At 71.3% G+C, this 17,481-nt stretch carries 13 protein-coding genes; 5 read left to right on the forward strand and 8 right to left on the reverse strand.

What is annotated here, in order from left to right:
- The first annotated feature begins 800 nt into the window (after positions 1 to 800).
- Entirely contained in the window at positions 801 to 1,490 is a 690-nt protein-coding gene (locus tag M2163_RS27545) for a CoA pyrophosphatase (RefSeq protein WP_280897326.1), read from the forward strand.
- A 94-nt stretch (positions 1,491 to 1,584) separates the two neighbouring features.
- On the forward strand, positions 1,585 to 2,784 hold the full coding sequence (locus M2163_RS27550) for a MarP family serine protease (protein WP_280850169.1): 1,200 nt from the start codon (positions 1,585 to 1,587) through the stop codon (positions 2,782 to 2,784).
- Between the two features lie 22 nt (positions 2,785 to 2,806).
- On the opposite strand, the gene M2163_RS27555 is transcribed toward M2163_RS27550, so the two are convergent.
- The 6 genes from M2163_RS27555 to M2163_RS27580 form a co-directional block, all read right to left on the reverse strand.
- A complete protein-coding gene (locus M2163_RS27555) occupies positions 2,807 to 2,992 on the reverse strand; it encodes a hypothetical protein (RefSeq protein ID WP_280850168.1) in 186 nt (61 codons plus the stop codon).
- 127 nt (positions 2,993 to 3,119) lie between these two features.
- A complete protein-coding gene (locus M2163_RS27560) occupies positions 3,120 to 4,061 on the reverse strand; it encodes an alpha/beta hydrolase (protein WP_280895315.1) in 942 nt (313 codons plus the stop codon).
- Positions 4,058 to 4,564, reverse strand: coding sequence for a phage holin family protein (locus tag M2163_RS27565; protein ID WP_280850166.1), 507 nt, complete (start codon positions 4,562 to 4,564; stop codon positions 4,058 to 4,060). Before M2163_RS27565 ends, M2163_RS27560 begins: the two co-directional genes overlap by 4 nt.
- 76 nt (positions 4,565 to 4,640) lie before the next feature.
- Complete coding sequence (nhaA, locus tag M2163_RS27570; protein WP_280850165.1) at positions 4,641 to 6,059, reverse strand: Na+/H+ antiporter NhaA; 1,419 nt, start codon at positions 6,057 to 6,059, stop codon at positions 4,641 to 4,643.
- Positions 6,060 to 6,207: 148 nt separating this feature from the next.
- Positions 6,208 to 8,166, reverse strand: coding sequence for an acetate--CoA ligase (gene acs / locus M2163_RS27575; protein ID WP_280850164.1), 1,959 nt, complete (start codon positions 8,164 to 8,166; stop codon positions 6,208 to 6,210).
- Positions 8,167 to 8,604: 438 nt separating this feature from the next.
- The gene (locus tag M2163_RS27580) at positions 8,605 to 11,013 is read right to left on the reverse strand and encodes a SulP family inorganic anion transporter (protein WP_280895316.1); all 2,409 of its coding nucleotides are present in this window, start codon (positions 11,011 to 11,013) and stop codon (positions 8,605 to 8,607) included.
- A 298-nt stretch (positions 11,014 to 11,311) separates the two neighbouring features.
- Here M2163_RS27580 and M2163_RS27585 point away from each other — a divergent pair, with 298 nt between their 5' ends.
- Positions 11,312 to 12,589 (forward strand): hypothetical protein, encoded by a 1,278-nt coding sequence (locus M2163_RS27585; protein ID WP_280850162.1) that lies wholly within the window; start codon positions 11,312 to 11,314, stop codon positions 12,587 to 12,589.
- A gap of 34 nt (positions 12,590 to 12,623) precedes the next feature.
- On the opposite strand, the gene M2163_RS27590 is transcribed toward M2163_RS27585, so the two are convergent.
- Entirely contained in the window at positions 12,624 to 13,610 is a 987-nt protein-coding gene (locus M2163_RS27590) for an ATP-binding protein (RefSeq protein WP_280895317.1), read from the reverse strand.
- 101 nt (positions 13,611 to 13,711) lie between these two features.
- Here M2163_RS27590 and M2163_RS27595 point away from each other — a divergent pair, with 101 nt between their 5' ends.
- Entirely contained in the window at positions 13,712 to 14,536 is an 825-nt protein-coding gene (locus tag M2163_RS27595; protein WP_280895318.1) for an oxidoreductase, read from the forward strand.
- Positions 14,537 to 14,872: 336 nt separating this feature from the next.
- Here M2163_RS27595 and M2163_RS27600 read toward each other — a convergent pair whose 3' ends face one another.
- A complete protein-coding gene (locus M2163_RS27600; protein ID WP_280850159.1) occupies positions 14,873 to 15,718 on the reverse strand; it encodes an HAD family hydrolase in 846 nt (281 codons plus the stop codon).
- A 596-nt stretch (positions 15,719 to 16,314) separates the two neighbouring features.
- Between M2163_RS27600 and ssd the strand changes: the two genes are divergently transcribed.
- Positions 16,315 to 17,439 carry a septum site-determining protein Ssd gene (ssd, locus tag M2163_RS27605; RefSeq protein ID WP_280850158.1) on the forward strand — a complete coding sequence of 375 codons (1,125 nt, stop codon included), beginning with the start codon at positions 16,315 to 16,317 and terminating at the stop codon, positions 17,437 to 17,439.
- Positions 17,440 to 17,481: the final 42 nt, after the last annotated feature.

The following is a 17,481-nucleotide window of genomic DNA, read 5'->3' on the forward strand; positions in this document are numbered from 1 at the left end:
CGGCCAAGCCGACCGGGCCACGGCGAGAAGCTCCGCCCGATTGACGCGCTGAGCCGACCGGGAGAACTCTGCCGGGCCAGAGAGCTGGTCCGGACCGGTGTGCCGTGCCTGAGCGTGGCGCCGGGCCGACCGGGAGAGCTGGGCCGAGCCGGAGAGCCGTGCCCGAGCGTGGCGCCGGGCCGGGTCGGAGAGCCGGGGCCTGCCGTGGCGCCGGGCCGACCGGGAGAGCTGGGCCGAGCCGGAGAGCCGTGCCCGAGCGTGGCGCCGGGCCGGTCCGGAGAGCCGTGCCCGAGCGTGGCGCCGGGCCGGTCCGGAGAGCCGTGCCTGAGCGTGGCGCCGAGCCGACCGAGAGAGCTCGGCCGGGCTGGAGACGCGTGCCCGAGCGTGGCGCCGGGCCGGTCCGGAGAGCCGGGTCTTGGCGTGGTGCCGGGCCGTCCGGGAGAGATCGGCCGAGCCGGAGACCCGGGCCCGGCCATGGCGTCGGGCCGGACCGGTGTGCCGGGCCTGAGCGTGGCCTCGGGCCGGACCGGAGAGCCGGGGCCGGCCGTGGCGCCGGGCCGTCCGGGAGAGATCGGCCGAGCCGGAGACCCGGGCCTGGGCGTGGCGCCGGGCCGGTCCGGAGACTCGTGCCCGAGCGTGGCGCCGAGCCGGACCGGTGTGCCGAGCACGCTCGGTGTGTCGAGCACCCCCGGTGTGCCGAGCACCTCAGGTCTGTCGAGTACCCCCGGTGTGCATGAGGGACGGGTGGAACGATCTAGGGATCGTCAGGCGTTGGGGTGTGCAGGACGACGGGGGTGGCGATGACACGGGCGAGCCGTACGAAGGGCGTGGCGCTCAGCAAGGACGGGCTGCCGAGCTGGCTGGACCCGGTGGTGCACGCCGTGGAGACGATCGAGCCGCTCCAGCTCAGCCGCTTCCTGCCGCCGGCGGACGGCGCCGGGCGCCAGTCGGCCGTGTTGGTCCTGTTCGGCGAGGGTGAGCGCGGCCCCGAGCTGCTCCTCATGGAGCGGGCGAGTTCACTGAGGTCGCACGCCGGGCAGCCGTCGTTCCCCGGGGGCGCGCTGGACCCGGAGGACGGTGATCCGAAGGGCGACGGGCCGCTCAGGGCCGCCCTGCGCGAGGCCGAGGAGGAGACCGGCCTCGACCCGTCCGGCGTCCAGCTCTTCGGCGTGCTGCCCAAGCTGTACATCCCGGTCAGCGGCTTCGTGGTGACCCCGGTGCTGGGCTGGTGGCGCGAGCCCACCCCGGTCGGGGTCGTCGATCCCAACGAGACCGCCCGCGTCTTCACGGTCCCCGTGGCGGATCTCACGGACCCCGACAACCGTGCGACGACCGTCCACCCCAGCGGACACCGAGGCCCGGCATTCCTGGTCGAATCGGCCCTGGTCTGGGGCTTCACCGCCGGAATCATCGACCGGATCCTGCACTACGCGGGCTGGGAGCGCCCCTGGGACCGCGAGAAGCAGGTCCCGCTCGACTGGCGCGCATGACAGGGTGGCGTCCGTGCTGTGTCTTGCCGGGGACAGCCCCGGCCGGCCGACGGACCTGTGGTGAACGCGAAGTGATGAGGCGAGGCTCGAACCGGTGAACGTGCTGGACATCCTGTTGCTGGTCGCCGCCGTGTGGTTCGCGATCGTCGGCTACCGCCAGGGCTTCGTCGTGGGCATCCTGTCGGTGATCGGTTTCCTGGGCGGCGGTCTCGTCGCCGTCTACACCCTCCCCGTCATCTGGGACGCGGTGACCGACCACGCGGAGGTCGGCACGGTCGCCGCCGTCGTGGCCGTGGTCGTCGTCATCGTCTGCGCCTCCATCGGCCAGGCCCTGACCACCCACCTCGGCAACAAACTCCGCCGGTACATCACATGGTCCCCGGCCCGCGCCCTGGACGCGACCGGCGGCGCCCTCGTCAACGTCCTCGCGATGCTCCTGGTCGCCTGGCTGATCGGCGCCATGCTTGCGCAGACCACGATGCCCACGGTCGGCAAGGAGGTCCGCGGTTCCAAGGTGCTCCTCGGCATGCAGGAGGTGCTGCCCGCCGACGCCGACACCTGGTTCAAGGACTTCACCTCGGTCCTCGCGGACAACGGCTTCCCGCAGGTCTTCAGCCCGTTCTCCGACGAACCGATCAAGGAGGTCCAGCCGCCCGACCCGAAGCTCGCGAACAGCGCGGTCGCCCTCCGCGCCCAGCGCTCCATCGTCAAGGTCATGGGCACCGCGCCGAGCTGCGGCAAGGTCCTGGAGGGCACCGGCTTCGTCTTCGGCGACCGCCGTGTCATGACCAACGCGCACGTCGTCGGCGGCGTCGACGAGCCCACGGTCCAGATAGGCGGCGAGGGCAGGAAGTACGACGCCACGGTCGTCCTCTACGACTGGGAGCGCGACATCGCCGTCCTGGACGTGCCCGATCTGGACGCGCCAGCGCTGCAGTTCACGTCCGAGGACGCCGCCAGCGGGGACAGCGCGATCGTCGCGGGGTTCCCGGAGAACGGCTCGTACGACGTCCGCTCCGCGCGGGTGCGCGGGCGCATCGACGCCCACGGACCGGACATCTACCACCGCGGCACCGTCAACCGCGACGTCTACTCCCTCTACGCGACCGTCCGCCAGGGCAACTCCGGCGGCCCGCTGCTCACCCCGCAGGGCAAGGTGTACGGCGTGGTGTTCGCGAAGTCGCTCGACGACGCCGACACCGGGTACGCGCTCACCGCGGACGAGATCCAGGAGGACATCGCCAAGGGGCGCACCGCGAACCAGCAGGTGGACAGCGACAGCTGCGCGCTGTGAGGGGTGTCGGAGGAGCGGCGCGTCAGCCGCGGGGGTGACGCAGGCGTACCGAGACCCAGCGGGCCCGGCGGCGCAGGATGCGCGGAATGCCCACCCTCAGGTCCGTGCCGCCCGGCAGTTGCGGGGCACCGCCCTGATGGTGGGGGCTCAGGGCAGCCCCCGAGCGTCGATTGCGTGCTGCGTCACTGTAGTCGTGCGTCCAGCCCATACCCGGACGTCTGCCCCCGCCCCAAGGTCGATAACCACCCCCACGCCCCCCAATTGGCCTATGCGCCGGGCAAGTGGCCGTTCGAAGTACAGGTGTTCAGGTCCGGATACCGGGCGCGAACTTTCGGTCACCGATCGGGTTCGGGGTCCTTCAGCCAATTGATCAGTTCGGTGGAGAAGGCGACCGGATCCTCCTCGTGCGGGAAGTGTCCGAGGCCGTCGAACAGCCGCCAGCGGTAGGGCGCTTCGACGTACTCCCCGGAGCCCGCCGCGCTCCTGGTCCGCATCACCGGGTCGAGCGAACCGTGCAGATGCAGGGTCGGCACGCGGACGGGCCGCTTCATGCGCCGGTTGAACTGGATCCCGTCGGGCCGGGCCAGGGAGCGCACCATCCAGCGGTACGGCTCGATCGAGCAGTGCGCCGTCGAGGGGATGCACATCGCCGCGCGGTACGTCTCCACCGCCTCGTCGTCCGGCAGCCGCGGGCCGGACCAGTCCCGGATCAGCTCGGCGACCAGCGCGCCGTCGTCCGCGGTGAGCTGCCGCTCCGGCACCCAGGGCCGCTGGAACCCCCAGATGTAGGAGCCGGCGCGCGTCTGCTTGAGGTCCGAGAGCATCGCCGAGCGCCAGCGCCGGGGGTGCGGCATCGAGGCGACCGCGAGCCGGCGCACCAGCTTGGGACGCATCGCGGCCGCCGTCCACGCCAGGTAGCCGCCCAGGTCGTGGCCGACGAGCGCGGCGTCCGGCTCGCCGAGCGAACGGATCACGCCGGTGACGTCCAGGGCGAGGTTGGCGGGGTCGTAGCCGCGCGGGGTGCGGTCGCTGCCGCCGACGCCGCGCAGGTCCATGGCCACGGCCCGGAAGCCGGCCTCGGCGAGCGCCTCCAGCTGGTGGCGCCAGGTCCACCAGAACTGGGGGAAGCCGTGCAGGAACATCACGAGCGGTCCGTCGCCCATCTCGGCGATGTGGAAGCGCGCGCCGTTGGCCGCCACGTCCCGGTGCGTCCAGGGACCGTCGGGCCGTACGAGAGAGGCGGGCTGCTGCGCCGAAGGGGTGGCGGGGTCGGTCATGACGACGAGCGTGCCACAGCCTCGATGGCCTTGGTCTCCCGGACCCGCTCCTCCAGGACCTTGTTGTCGTTGCCGGGACGCGGGTGCGGCTTGGCGTTCTGCAGCACCCCGGCCGTCTCCTTCATCGAGGCGGCGACCTTCTGCGGGCCCTTGCTCTTCTGCGCCTTCTTCGCGAAGACGACGCCGATCAGCGCGAGGACCAGCGCGACCAGGACGTTGGCGGCGAAGGACAGCAGGAAGCAGACCGCGAGGTTCCAGTCGCTCCAGGTCCGGATGCCGTACGCCAGCGCGAAGTTGAGCATCGGCAGGGAGAACAGCAGGACCCCGCCGGCCACGCTGAACGCGCCGCCGCTCACCGCGCCCCGCTTGACGTCCTGCTTGAGCTGCGCCTTCGCCAGCGCGATCTCGTCGTGCACCAGGGCCGACATCTCGGTCGTCGCCGAGGCGAACAGCTGGCCGATGCTGCGTTCGGCGCCGACCGGGCTGCCGTCGGGTGCGCTCATCGCGGTCTCCCTCTTCGCTGACTCTGTATGGGCCGTGACACTTCATGGGCCGTGTCTTTTGTACCGTCCCGTCAGATCATGCCCGACGGTGGTCCTCCTCGCCTGCCCCGCCCGCCACTTCGGCAAGCCGCTCGGCGGTCTTGCGCTCGGCGATCCGGCGGTGCTCGGCGGCCTTGCCCTCGTAGATCGCCGCCATCCGCAGGTGGTACGCCGGGTCGTCCTCCTCGTAGATGTCCGGAATGCCGTCGAGGTCCTCGTCGCGCTCCTCGGCCTCGTACAGCCTGCGGTACTTGGCGTTGCGCAGCTTCAGCAGCACGGTCGCGAGGGTCGCCGCGGTGAGCGAGCCGAGGAGTACGGCCGCCTTGACCTCGTCGGTCAGCGCCGCGTCGCCGTCGAAGGCGAGCTCCCCGATGAGCAGCGACACGGTGAAGCCGATCCCGGCGAGGGTGGCCACCGCGAAGACGTCGGCCCACTCGAGGTCGTCGCTGAGCGAGGCCCGGGTGAAGCGGGCCGTGAGCCAGGTCCCGCCGAAGATGCCGAGCGTCTTGCCGAGGACGAGCCCGAGGACCACGCCGAGCGTCTCCGGCGTGGTGAAGACGTCACGCAGTGCGCCGCCGGAGATGGAGACACCCGCGCTGAACAGGGCGAACAGCGGGACGGCCAGGCCGGCCGAGAGCGGTCGTACGAGATGTTCGATGTGCTCGCCGGGGGAGTGCTCCTCGTCATCGCGCCGGGTGCAGCGCAGCATCAGCCCCATCGCGACGCCCGCGATCGTGGCGTGGATGCCGCTGTTGTACATCAGCGCCCAGATCACCAGCGCGAGCGGGACATAGACGTACCACCCGCGCACGCCCTTGCGCAGCAGCACCCAGAAGACCGCGAGGCCGGCGACCGCGCCGCCGAGCGCGGCGAAGTCGATGTCGGCGGTGAAGAAGACCGCGATGATCAGGATCGCGAAGAGGTCGTCGACGACGGCCAGGGTGAGCAGGAAGGCCCGCAGTGCGCTCGGCAGCCAGGTGCCGATGACGGCGAGGACGGCGAGCGCGAAGGCGATGTCGGTGGCGGTGGGCACGGCCCAGCCGGACAGGGAGCCGTCGCCGGTGATGTTGGTGAGCGTGTAGACGAGCGCGGGTACGACCATGCCGCACAGGGCCGCGGCCACGGGCAGCGCGGCCGCCTTCGGGTCCTTCAGGTCACCGGCGACCAGCTCGCGCTTGAGCTCGATGCCGGCCACGAAGAAGAAGACCGCGAGGAGCCCGTCGGCGGCCCAGTGTGCGACGGACAGGTCGAGGCCGAGGGCCGCGGGGCCCAGGTGGTAGTGGCTGACACTCTCGTAACTGCCGTGCAGCGCGGGGACGTTCGCCCAGACCAGCGCGGCGACGGCGGCGACGAGCAGCAGCACACCGCCGACCGTCTCGGTGCGCAGCGCGTCCGCGACATAGGTGCGCTCGGGGAGGGAGAGGCGTCCGAGGACCTTACGAGTGGGCGCGGGCATCGGGGACCTCCGGTCGGTGGACAGGGCAGTGCTGCTCGCCGACCAGACTTCCCGGCACACCTTGAGGGTCACGCTCTTTTGTTTAGTTTACCTAAAAGGGGTGCCGGGCGCGCGCTCGCGCCCGACACCCCCGTGGTCAGGAACCCGCTCAGTCCTCGCTGGGCGAGGCCGGCAGCTTGGCCTGGATGAGGTCCATGACCGTGGAGTCCGTCAGCGTGGTGACGTCACCGAGCTGGCGGTTCTCGGCGACGTCCCGCAGCAGCCGGCGCATGATCTTGCCGGAGCGGGTCTTGGGCAGTTCGGCCACCGGCAGGATCCGCTTGGGCTTGGCGATCGGGCCGAGGGTGGCGCCGACGTGGTTGCGCAGGTCGTTGACGAGGCCCTCGTCCTCGGCGTTCGCCGTGCCGCGCAGGATCACGAAGGCCACGATGGCCTGCCCGGTCGTCTCGTCGGCGGCCCCGACGACGGCCGCCTCCGCGACCGAGGGGTGGGAGACCAGGGCGGACTCCACCTCGGTGGTCGAGATGTTGTGCCCGGAGACGAGCATGACGTCGTCGACGCGGCCCAGCAGCCAGATGTCGCCGTCGTCGTCCTTCTTCGCGCCGTCACCGGCGAAGTACCTGCCCTCGAAGCGCGACCAGTACGTGTCGAGGAAGCGCTGGTCGTCGCCCCAGATGGTGCGCAGCATCGAGGGCCACGGCTCGGTGAGGACCAGGTAGCCGCCTCCGCCGTTCGGGACCTCGTTGGCTTCGTCGTCGACGACGGTCGCGGAGATGCCGGGCAGCGGGGTCTGCGCGGAACCGGGCTTGGTCGCGGTGACACCGGGCAGCGGGGAGATCATCATCGCGCCGGTCTCGGTCTGCCACCAGGTGTCCACGATCGGCGTGCGGTCGGCGCCGATGTGCTTGCGGTACCAGATCCACGCCTCGGGGTTGATCGGCTCACCCACCGAGCCCAGCACCCGCAGGCTGCTGAGATCGAACTTCGCGGGGATCTCGTCGCCCCACTTCATGAACGTACGGATCGCGGTCGGCGCCGTGTACAGGATGGTCACCCCGTACTTCTGGATGATCTCCCAGAAGCGGCCCTGGTGCGGGGTGTCCGGGGTGCCCTCGTACATGACCTGGGTGGCGCCGTTGGCGAGCGGGCCGTAGACGATGTACGAGTGCCCGGTCACCCAGCCGACGTCGGCCGTGCACCAGTAGACGTCGGTCTCCGGCTTGAGGTCGAAGACGGCGTGGTGGGTGTACGCGGTCTGGGTGAGGTAGCCGCCGGAGGTGTGCAGGATGCCCTTGGGCTTACCCGTCGTCCCGGACGTGTAGAGGATGAACAGCGGCTGCTCGGCGTGGAACGCCTCCGGGGTGTGCTCGGCCGACTGCCGCTCGACGATCTCGTGCCACCACACGTCCCGGCTGTCGTCCCAGGCGACCTCCTGGCCGGTCCGGCGCACGACCAGCACGTGCTCGACGTTGCCGGCCTTGCCGACCGCCTCGTCGACGGCCGGCTTGAGCGCGGACGGCTTGCCGCGCCGGTAGCCGCCGTCGGAGGTGATGACGACCTTGGCGTCGGCGTCCTGGATGCGGGTGGCGAGGGCGTCCGCCGAGAAGCCGCCGAAGACCACGGAGTGCGCGGCGCCGATCCGCGCGCACGCGAGCATCGCGACCGCCGTCTCGGGGATCATCGGCATGTAGACGGCGACCCGGTCGCCCTTCTGGACGCCCAGTTCCAGCAGGGCGTTCGCGGCCCTGGAGACCTCGTCCTTGAGCTCGGCGTAGGTGATCGCGCGGCTGTCGCCCGGCTCGCCCTCGAAGTGGATCGCGACCCGGTCGCCGTGGCCCGCCTCGACATGCCGGTCGACGCAGTTGTACGCCACGTTGAGCTCGCCGTCCTGGAACCACTTGGCGAACGGCGGGTTCGACCAGTCCAGTGTCTCGGTCGGCTCCTTGGCCCAGCTCAGCCGGCGGGCCTGCGCGGCCCAGAAACCCAGCCGGTCAGCCTTGGCCTGCTCATACGCCTCCGCCGTGACGTTGGCGTTGGCGGCCAGGTCGGCGGGGGGTGCGAACCTGCGCTCTTCCTTGAGCAGGTTGGCCAGGCTTTCGTTGCTCACGGCATCTGCCTTTCCCAGGGTGTCCGTTGTGTCCCAGGCCACAGCTCATCAGACCGGGGGTGTGATGACAAGGGTCGACCGGAAATTGGTTTAGACCTGTGGACTCGTCGAGTCCGGCGGACCGGGTCATCCGTACCCACGGACGCCGACCGGGTGGAGTTCAGCACGTATGACGCCTTTCACACTCCTGCCCGAGTACGCGGGGAGCGCCGCAGGAGTCCGGCGGCGCTTCGAGGTGTTCCGGCGGCGTCGTCCGGACGCGGTGACGTCTTTCGTGACCTGGCGTGTCGGGGCCCGGACGCGGTGACACATTGCATGCCCCGGCATGTCGAGGACCCGCCGGGCCGTGTCCTTGGCATGTGGTCGCCGACCGCCCCGCACCCGGCCGACGTGCTCAGGGGTGCGGCCCCTCCTGGAGAGGCCGCACCCCGCGAGGACTCACGCCGACAGGTCCGCGGCCTCCACGTGCTCGAACAGCCCGCCCCCGCCCCCGCCGGTGAGCAGATACGCCTGGGCCTCGCCGACGTGGAAGTACATGCCGTGCAGCTCCAGCGCCCCCTCCCGCAGGGCGCGGGCGACCGAGCCATGGGCGCTCAGGTGCTCCAACTGCTGCACCACGTTGGTCAGACAGAGCTGCTCGACCGCGTCGGCGGCCGCCCGTCCGGCCAGCCCGGCGGGGGGCCGGTCCGCGTCGGCCATCCGCTCCAGGCTGGGCAGGCCGTGCCGCAGCCAGCGCTTGAGGGGGGTTTGGGCGCCGCCGGGCTCGGAGTTGAGCAGCGCCTGCATGGCCCCGCAGCCGGAGTGCCCGCACACCGTGATGGAGCGCACCTTCAGCACCTCCACCGCGTACTCGATCGCGGCCGCCACCGAGTCGTCTCCGCTCTCCTCGCCGGGCAGGGGCACGAGGTTGCCCACATTGCGCACCACGAACAGGTCGCCCGGGCCGCTGGAGGTGATCATCGAGGTGACCAGGCGTGAGTCGGCGCAGGTGAGGAAGAGCTGGTCGGGCTGCTGGCCCTCGCGCGCCAGCCGGGCCAGCTCACCCCGCACGATCGGCGCGGTGTTGCGCTGGAACGCGCTGATGCCACGCGCCAGGTCACGCCCGCTCGATTCCCGGGACGCATCCGGAGCCTGCGCGGTGCCGGGCTCGCCCGACGCACCGGCGTTTGCGGCGGCCTGCGTGGTGTACGGGCGCTCGCACTGGTGGTTGCGCCAGGCCGTCCAGGGTCGGCAGCGGCAGTGGCCCGCATCGGAGGGCTCGGCGATGCGCGTCCCCGGTCTGCGCCCGGTCAGCTCGACCGAACCGCCCTGCGCGGTGTGCGTCTTCTGCCAGTCCTGCAGCGCTTCGTACGCCGCGTGGTCCATGAACGACCCGTCCAGCTCCACGACCGCGCTCGCCCCCTGTGGGACGAGATGCAGGGCCCGGCTGAGCCGGGGCACGGCGAGGAAGGTCAACTGCCCGCGCACGTGTACGTGATGGACTCCCTCTCTCTCGCAGTGCGTGATCCGGGTGCGGGTGAGGCGGTGCAGCGCGACGGCGACGGCGACGGCGACGCCCAGCGTCACGCCCTCCAGGACGCCGAACACGACGACGCCGAGGGTGGTGACGGCGTAGACCAGGACCTCTCGGTGGCGGGTCACCGTGCGGATGTGGTGCAGGGACACCATCTGGATGCCGACGGACATCACCAGGGCGGCGAGCGAGGCGAGCGGGATGAACTCGAGGACCGGGACCATCAGCAGCGCGGCGATCACTACGAGAACGCCGTGCAGCATGGTGGAGTTCCGGCTGACGGCGCCCGCCTGGACATTCGCGGAACTGCGCACCGCCACACCGGCGACGGGCAGTCCGCCGAGGGAGCCCGAGACGATGTTGGCGGCGCCCTGTCCGAGCAGTTCGCGGTCCAGGTCGCAGCGGCCGACGCGGGCGCCGCGACCCTGGCCGGTGCTCGCTGCGATCAGGTCGGGGCGTCCTGCCGCCAGCTTGTCCACGGCCACCGCGCCCAGCAGCGACTGCACGCTGCACACCAGCGTGGTGGTCAGCACGGCGGCGACGAGCCCCAGCACGGGACCCTCGGGCAGCCCGGCCAGCGCATGGCTGCTCCAGGAGGGCAGATCGACCTTCGGTACGGCCAGCCCGGCGAGGGAGGCGGCGGTGGTCGCGCCGGCCACGGCCACGAGCGCGGCCGGGACCCTTCGCAGGAGCCGGCCCGCCCGGCCCGGGATGCGTGGCCAGAGGAAGAGCAGCGCCAGGGTCAGCGCGCTCACCGACACCGAGGCGGGCTGGAGCCGCGCCAACTGGGCGGGCAGGGCACGCAGGTTGTCGAGGACGGCACTCTGCGGGGTGCCGCCGAGGACGATGTGCAACTGGGCGACGGCGATGGTGACGCCGATACCGGCGAGCATGCCGTGCACGATCGCGGGGCTGACGGCGAGCGCGGTGCGGGCCACCCGGAGGCAGCCCAGGCCGAGTTGGACCACTCCGGCGAGGACGGTGATGGCGCAGGTCGTCCGCCAGCCGTAGCGGTGGATCAGGTCGGCGGTGACCACGGTGAGTCCGGCCGCCGGACCGCTGACCTGGAGCGGGCAGCCGCCGAGCCGGCCGGCGACGATCCCTCCGACGGCGGCGGCCACGAGACCGGCCTGGAGCGGCGCTCCGGTGGCGAGGGCGATGCCCAGGGACAGGGGCAGGGCGATCAGGAAGACCGCGATGGAGGCCGACACGTCGGCGCCCGCGATCCGGAAGCGGCGGGGTGGGGTCGGCGGGGGGCTGTGGGCGGGGTGGATGCGCCTCGCGTGGTGCGAGTCGCTCGGGTCGGTGGCTCGGGTGGGAACACAGGCTGACATTTTTCCCGTCTCCTCCGGGGCAGCGCGGTCGCGGAACAGGTGGTCCCCCGTCGACGACGGGGGTCGGGTCGCGGCCGTGGGTCACGGCGTGCAGCGGCGGGATGAATCAACGCTCGGTAAATGGATCGTAATGCAGAGTAAAGGACAGGCATAGACTTTCCGGGCAAATGGGGTAAAGACTCACCTGAATGGGTGAAGTGGCAATTTCATCGGCTTGTCGTACTAATTCCTTCTCGGGCCCCGTGCGAACTTGGCGGCGCTGTCGTTGCCCCGAGAGAAGGAAGAAGGTGGGCGGAACATGGCCGCCACCCACAGGATTGCCGCGGGAGCCGTGGTCGCCGCGGTCTGCGCCGCCTCGCTCGCCGGTTGCGCGACCGGTACCGAAGACGCCGAGGGGGGAGCCGCGGGCCCGCTGAAGGCCAAGCCCTTCCAGGCACCCCCCAAGCGGGTGTTCCGCCTGATCGGCGACGGCTCCACCGCCTACACCGGAGCCCAGCCGCACCTGCCGAGAGCCCAGCGCCTCAAGCCCGGCGAGAAGCCCCCGCAGTTCGTGGTGTTCTCCTGGGACGGCGCCGGTGAGGACAGCCAGAAGCTGTTCTCCCACTTCCGCGAGGTCGCCAAGGCGAACCACGCGACGATGACGTACTTCCTGAGCGGCGTGTACATGCTGCCGGAGGACAAGCGCGCCGAGTACCGGCCGCCGCAGCACTCCCCGGGCCGCTCCGACATCGGCTTCAACGACGAGCAGGGCATCGCCGACACCGTCAAGCAGCTGCGCCTCGCGTGGCTGGAGGGCAACGAGATCGGCACCCACTTCAACGGCCACTTCTGCGGCAGCGGCGGCGGGGTCGGCCAGTGGTCGGTCGAGGAGTGGAAGGACGAGATCGCCCAGGCGAAGAAGTTCGTGAAGTCCTGGAAGACCAACACCGGGATGACGAAGGCCTCCCCGCTGCCCTTCGACTACGACAAGGAGCTCATCGGCGCCCGCACCCCGTGCCTGGAGGGCCGGAAGAACTTCATGACGGCCGCCCGCGAGCTGGGCTTCCGCTACGACACCAGCGGGGTCAACGAGCAGCTGTGGCCGAAGAAGAAGCAGGGCCTGTGGGATCTGTCCATGCAGCTCGTGCCCTTCCCCGGACACTCCTACGAGCAGCTCACCATGGACTACAACTTCATGGTCAACCAGTCCGGCACCAGGACCCAGGGCGACCCCGCCAAGCACGAGTTCTGGGGCGACCAGATGCGCGACGGCCTCCTCAAGGGCTTCCACCGGGCCTACGACGGCAACCGCGCGCCGCTGATCATCGGCAACCACTTCGAGTCCTGGAACGGCGGCACCTACATGCGTGCCGTGGAGGAGACCGTCGAGCAGGTGTGCAACAAGCCTGACGTGCGCTGTGTCTCCTTCCGGCAGCTCGCCGACTGGCTGGACGCGCAGGACCCGCAGACGCTGGAGAAGCTGCGTGCCCTCGGCGTCGGTGAGGCGCCCAAGCAGGGCTGGCCGGCCTTCCTGTCGGGCCGACCGGCTCCGGCCCCGAAGGGCGTGCCCGGAGCACCGGCGGCCAAGCGGCAGTAACGGTCCGGGCGGTCCGAGAGGCGGTGGCGGTCCGTCATACGCCCGCGGCCGTCACCGCGCTCTCGCCGAGGACGAACGAGGGGTCGATCTGCGCCGCCAGGTCGGCCCCCGTGCGCTCGTTGCCCCAGGACTGGGCGTTCTTCAGGTGGAAGTGCACCATCTGCCGGGTGTAGCGCTCCGCGTCGCGCAGCTCGTACGTCGCGTCGACGGCGGTCCGCATCCGGTGCAGGGCGCGCCGGTTGACGTCCTCCAGGAGCGCGAACCGCGGCGGCCGGCCCTTCTCCAGGGCGCGCACCCAGTCGGAGTGCCCGACTGTCACCAGCAGGTCGTCCCCGACCTCGGAGCGGAGGAAGTCGAGATCGTCCTGGCCCTGCACCTTGTTGCCGACGACCTTCAGGACGACGCCGAAGTCGCGGGCGTACTCCTTGTACTGGCGATAGACAGAGACCCCCTTCCGGGTCGGCTCGGCGACGAGGAACGTGATGTCGAAGCGGGTGAACATGCCGGAGGCGAAGGAGTCCGAGCCCGCCGTCATGTCCACCACGACGTACTCGCCCCGCCCGTCCACCAGGTGGTTCAGGCAGAGCTCCACCGTGCCCGTCTTGGAGTGGTAGCAGGCGACCCCCAGGTCGGCGTCCGTGAAGGGGCCGGTGACCATCAGACGGACGATGTCGCCGTCGAGCTCCACCGGCCGGGCGCAGGCGTCGTAGACCGGGTTGTCCTCGCGCACCCGCAGCAGCCGGGAGCCCTCGCCGGGCGGGGTGGTCTTGATCATTTCCGTGGCGGAGGTGATCCGCGGGTTGGTGCCGCGCAGGTACTCCTTGATCAGCGGCAGTCGCTCGCCCAGGGCGGGCAGCGCGGCGGCCTCCGCCTCGTCCAGGCCCAGCGCCGGCCCCAGATGCTGGTTGATGTCGGCGTCGACGGCGATCACCGGCGCTCCGGTGGCCGCGAGATGGCGGATGAACAGGGAGGACAGCGTGGTCTTGCCGCTGCCGCCCTTCCCGACGAAAGCAATTTTCATGTTCACCAAGGGTAGTCGGGTGATAGCTGTATGTGTCGGGGGTGCGTGAAGAAGACCACTCCATCGAGGGGTGCCCGGCTGGGTTGCGTAGTGTCGTACTCATGAGTACGACAGGCGCGAACGCCGATCCGCTCGCGGCCCTGGGCTCGCTGCCCGGTGTGGCCGACTCCGTGGAGTCCGTGCGCAAGTCCGTGGACCGGGTCTACGGGCACCGTGTCATGCGGCGCCGCAGCAACGAGATCACGTCCGAGGCCGCCCTGCGCGGCGCCCGCGGCTCCGCCGCGCTGTCCGGCGCGGACTGGGCCCTCGAAGAGGTGCGCCGGCGCTCCGACTTCGGCGTCGACGACGAGGCGCGGGTCATGGGCGCGGCGCTGCGGCTGACCGCCGAGGCCGGCCAGTTGCTGTCCATCTGGCGGCAGTCGCCCCTCAGGGTGCTGGCCCGGCTGCATCTGGTCGCCGCGGCGACCGACGAGGACGAGATCGGGCGTCCGCGTCAGGCCGGTGAGAGGGTCGACGAGCCGCTTATCGAGCTGCCGCTGCCGGACGCTGCCGAGGTCTCCGGCCGGCTGGAGGGCCTGTCCGAGCTGATCATCGCGGGCAGCTCCGCGCCCGCCCTGGTCACGGCCGCCGTGGTGCAGGGGGAACTCCTCGCCCTCAGGCCCTTCGTCTCCCACAACGGCCTGGTCGCGCGCGCGGCCGCGCGGATCGTCCTGGTCGGCAGCGGCCTCGACCCGAAGTCGGTGTGCCCGGCGGAGGTCGGTCACGCCGAACTGGGCCGCGCGGCCTATCTGGCGGCGCTCGACGGATACGTCTCCGGCACCCCCGAGGGCATGGCCGCCTGGATCGCCCACTGCGGCAGCGCGATCGAACTGGGTGCGCGCGAGTCGACGGCGGTGTGCGAGGCACTCCAGCGCGGGGCGGCGTAGAACTGCCCGGAACAGGGTTGCGGCGGTACGAGGACTCGTACCGCCGCTGGCATGTCCACCGAGTTACCAAGCGTCCTCGATATGTTGCCCATCAGGTCGGGAACTTTGCCCGTCACCTGGTGCGGCTGGCCCGTAATCGACGGGTCGACGTCGCGTGGGTGCCCGGTGTTCATGCTCGGTCCGTGGGGCCAAATGCGTTTATAAGGTGATCCTCTCGGATGTCCTTGGTCTCGCGGGCCGTTAACCCCTTTGTACTCCTGGACCGCAGCGAGCGAAAGCCCTGGCCGCCGTTCTTTACTTTTATCCTCAAATGGGCGTCAAGTGGCCGGAATCGCCTCAGGCGACCGTCGACCGCCGCCGGTTCGCGTACCAGACGAGGCCCGCCGTCGCTGCCGCCGCTCCTATCGCGGCGACCGCGACGAGCGCCGGGCGGGGCGGTACGGCGAAACCGGGCAGCCGCTGCTTGAGCCGGACCGGCCGGTGGAAATCGAGAATCGGCCACCCGCGCGCGAGGGCCTCGCGACGCAGCGACCGGTCCGGGTTGACCGCGTGTGGATGGCCCACGGCCTGGAGCATCGGCAGGTCGGTCGCCGAGTCGCTGTAGGCGTAGCAGCGCTCCAGGTCGTATCCCTCGGACTCCGCCAGCTCCTTGACGGCCTCGGCCTTCGTCGGGCCGTACGCGTAGTACTCCACCTCGCCGGTGAAGCAGCCGTCCTCGCCGACGACCATGCGGGTCGCCACCACCCGGTCGGCGCCCAGGAGTTCGCCGATCGGCTCCACCACCTCGGCACCGGACGTGGAGACGATGACGACGTCCCGGCCGGCGGTGTGGTGCTCCTCGATGAGGGAGGCGGCCTCGTCGTAGATGATCGGGTCGATCAGGTCGTGGAGGGTCTCGGCCACGATCTCCTTGACCTGCTGGACGTTCCAGCCGCGCACGAGCGCGGAGAGGTACTCGCGGGTGCGCTCCATCTGGTCGTGGTCCATACCGCCGACGAGGAAGACGAACTGGGCATATGCGGTCCGCAAGGCGGCCCTGCGGTTGATCAGGCCGCCTTGGTAGAACGACTTGCTGAACGTGAGCGTGCTCGACTTCGCAATGACCGTCTTGTCCAGGTCAAAGAAGGCCGCTGTGCGGGGCAAGGAGTGGTTTTCCACACCCCGAGCATAGGCGCAGCCCATTCGGCGTAAGGTGAGGCGCGTGGGTTTGCCTGAGAGGGCTCTCGGGTACACCATGGAAGTCACGGATCGTTCGCGACCGTGCTAACCCGGTCCGGCTCCTCCCCCCCCGAGTCGGCCGTGGAGACGACCCCCACTCTCCCCCCCGGTGGGGGTCGTCGCATGTCCGGGTGGGTTTTCCTTTTGCGTACGCGGCTCTGCGGCCGCTCCCTGGGCGGCTCCGGCCGTCTCAATCGCCTGCCCATGATCCGTCACTGTGCGTGGCCGGAGCGCTGCTCTGCGGAAGTCGTGCGCGGGCGGTGGACGCTCACCGGTATGGGTGAGGCCGATATTCACAGGCGCCCGGTTGTCCACAGTTTTCCACCAAGATCCACACGATTTCCGGGATCGCTGCACCGTGATTCCCACACGCCCCGTTCCGGCCGACTTCATGGCCGGTTCCGGTTTGCCGGGTGTGTTTGGCCGGTTCGTATCGGCCGTTCATATGGAGGCCGGTTGCCGGTTCTTCACATGTTTGGGAATCGCGGGGCCGAAGGGGCCGCGCGGGAGTGGCGCCGGGCGGGTCCTTGAGGGAGCCCCGTGCGGCGCGGCGAAGGGGGATGGAAACCGTGACCGCAGCCGTCACACACGAGGGACAGCCCACCGCCGGAGGGCGGCCGGGCCGGCCGTTGATCGTCACGGAGGACGAGGACCTGCTCGACGACCTGCTGCGGCTCTGCGCGGCGGCCGGGGCGACGGCCGAGGTCCACCACGGGGTGCCTCAGCCCAGAGGCAGCTGGGAGGCCGCCCCGCTCGTCCTGGTCGGCGACGACGCCGCACGGCGGGTGCGCGGCGCCGCCCGCAGGCGCGGAGTGGTGCTCGTGGGCCGGGACCAGGACGACTCAGGGGTGTGGAAGCGGGCCGTCGAGATCGGCGCCGACCACGTCCTGATGCTGCCCGACGGCGAGCAGTGGCTGGTCGACCGGATCGCCGACGTCAGTGAGGGCGTCGGCCGGCCCGCCCTCACCGTCGGCGTCATCGGCGGCCGCGGCGGGGCCGGAGCCTCCACGCTCGCGTGCGCCCTTGCCGTCACCTCCGCGCGTGAGGGCCTGCGCACCCTTCTGGTGGACGCCGATCCGCTGGGCGGCGGACTCGACGTACTCCTCGGCGGCGAGAGCACCGAGGGGCTGCGCTGGCCCGCGTTCGCCGGCTCGCGCGGGCGGGTCGGCGGCGGCGCCCTGGAGGAGTCGCTGCCGCGGCTGCACTCGCTGCGGGTCCTCAGCTGGGACCGCGGCGACCGCATCGCCGTCCCGGCCCAGGCGGTACGGGCGGTGCTCGCCGCGGCCCGGCGCCGGGGCGGCACCGTCGTCGTCGACCTGCCCCGCCGCCTCGACGACGGCGTCGCCGAAGCGCTCGCCCAGCTCGACCTCGGGATCCTCGTGGTCCCCGCCGAGCTGCGCGCCGTCGCCGCGGCCGGTCGGGTGGCCTCGGCGGTCGGCATGGTCCTGCGCGACCTGCGGGTGGCGGTACGCGGCCCGTACGCCCCCGGCCTCGACGACCGCGAGGTGGCCCGCCTGCTGGGCCTCCCCTTGGTGGGCGAGGTCCCGGTCGAGTCGGCCCTCCAGCGGCCACAGGGGAGCGGATCACCGCCGGGGGCGGCCGTCCGGGGGCCGCTGGCGCGGTTCTGCAAGGAGTTCTGGGAGCGGGCGCTGGCGGAGACGGGGACGGGGACGGGGACGGCATGAGTGGGTTCTCAGGATTCGCACCGGCCGAGGGCGCGGGGGCCG

This window comes from Streptomyces sp. SAI-135 (assembly GCF_029893805.1).
GTDB lineage: Bacteria > Actinomycetota > Actinomycetes > Streptomycetales > Streptomycetaceae > Streptomyces.

Coding starts and splice junctions, on each gene's coding strand:
- M2163_RS27545 (WP_280897326.1), top strand. CDS start 801: ATGACACGGGCGAGCCGTACGAAGGGCGTGGCGCTCAGCAAGGACGGG.
- M2163_RS27555 (WP_280850168.1), bottom strand. CDS start 2,992: ATGGGCTGGACGCACGACTACAGTGACGCAGCACGCAATCGACGCTCG.
- M2163_RS27560 (WP_280895315.1), bottom strand. CDS start 4,061: ATGACCGACCCCGCCACCCCTTCGGCGCAGCAGCCCGCCTCTCTCGTA.
- M2163_RS27565 (WP_280850166.1), bottom strand. CDS start 4,564: ATGAGCGCACCCGACGGCAGCCCGGTCGGCGCCGAACGCAGCATCGGC.
- nhaA (WP_280850165.1), bottom strand. CDS start 6,059: ATGCCCGCGCCCACTCGTAAGGTCCTCGGACGCCTCTCCCTCCCCGAG.
- M2163_RS27580 (WP_280895316.1), bottom strand. CDS start 11,013: ATGTCAGCCTGTGTTCCCACCCGAGCCACCGACCCGAGCGACTCGCAC.
- M2163_RS27585 (WP_280850162.1), top strand. CDS start 11,312: ATGGCCGCCACCCACAGGATTGCCGCGGGAGCCGTGGTCGCCGCGGTC.
- M2163_RS27590 (WP_280895317.1), bottom strand. CDS start 13,610: ATGAAAATTGCTTTCGTCGGGAAGGGCGGCAGCGGCAAGACCACGCTG.
- M2163_RS27595 (WP_280895318.1), top strand. CDS start 13,712: ATGAGTACGACAGGCGCGAACGCCGATCCGCTCGCGGCCCTGGGCTCG.
- M2163_RS27600 (WP_280850159.1), bottom strand. CDS start 15,718: ATGGGCTGCGCCTATGCTCGGGGTGTGGAAAACCACTCCTTGCCCCGC.
- ssd (WP_280850158.1), top strand. CDS start 16,315: ATGGAAACCGTGACCGCAGCCGTCACACACGAGGGACAGCCCACCGCC.